The sequence below is a fragment of the Bacillus sp. JJ1521 genome (assembly GCF_036965165.1).
Classification (GTDB): Bacteria; Bacillota; Bacilli; order Bacillales; family Bacillaceae_L; genus Ferdinandcohnia.
The window spans coordinates 10,954-11,779 of sequence record NZ_JBALOX010000152.1; the positions used below are offsets into that span (position 1 = coordinate 10,954).

An 826-nucleotide genomic window follows, 5' to 3' on the forward strand; every position below is an offset into this window, starting at 1 on the left:
ATTAAAAGAAAAACAAATAGATGTAACACCATATCATGACCTTTTCTAAAAAACTCGGCATTTATGCCGAGTTTTTTTGTAGTTCAGATTCAAGTTTTTTATATTTTATATACATCGCAATCCGCCACGGGACAATCATCGCAAAAGCAAGGATCCAGAACATACCGCTTAATGCCCCGAAATCAATCGTCGTACTTAATACCGATTTTAAAACAATTCGTATCGCCAATAACCCTACTAAAATATAAATAAACGCCTTTGATCGTTTAAGATATATGTCATTCTCTCTTATTTCAAATGACGAGGTCTTTATTAATAGAATCGAAAAAAGCATCCCAACTACAACAGCCTCTAATATTTCAATTGGTGTTACACGAAACATCGGATGTACAAACATTAGTGCCCCTGTGCTCATAAAAACAGGGGGTAAAATAATTTTTTTTATAGATGCGGGTTTTTGTGAAGACTTTGTTCGTAAAAAGGTTACGAAAATTGCCATCATAATTGCTACAATCGAAGATGCAATTACCAAATGAATCAGTCCTTTTATCTTTCAAAAATTGTAATCTATAGCGAATGAAACCCACTTAAGACGCTCTATCTTAAATGGGTTTTCACCTAATTTAATACTCTATTAATCGCTTCAACAACTCTGCTTTCGTCGAATGGTTTTACAATATAATCCTTTGCTCCAGCCGAGATGGCATCAACGACCATTTTTTGCTGACCCATAGCGGAACACATGATAATTCGGGCCTTCGGGTCAATTTCTTTAATCAATTTTACAGCATCAATGCCATTCATTTCTGGCATTGTAATATCCATT

2 protein-coding genes are annotated in these 826 nt (G+C 34.7%); both read right to left on the reverse strand.

The genetic code is table 11. The annotated features are described in order from the left end of the window. Positions 1-61 precede the first annotated feature (61 nt). Positions 62-502 (reverse strand): CcdC family protein, encoded by a 441-nt coding sequence (locus tag V7147_RS19055; RefSeq protein ID WP_335369412.1) that lies wholly within the window; start codon positions 500-502, stop codon positions 62-64. A 116-nt stretch (positions 503-618) separates the two neighbouring features. Further along, positions 619-826 (reverse strand): response regulator (locus tag V7147_RS19060; RefSeq protein ID WP_335369411.1); only part of this gene is annotated, 208 nt, incomplete at its 5' end.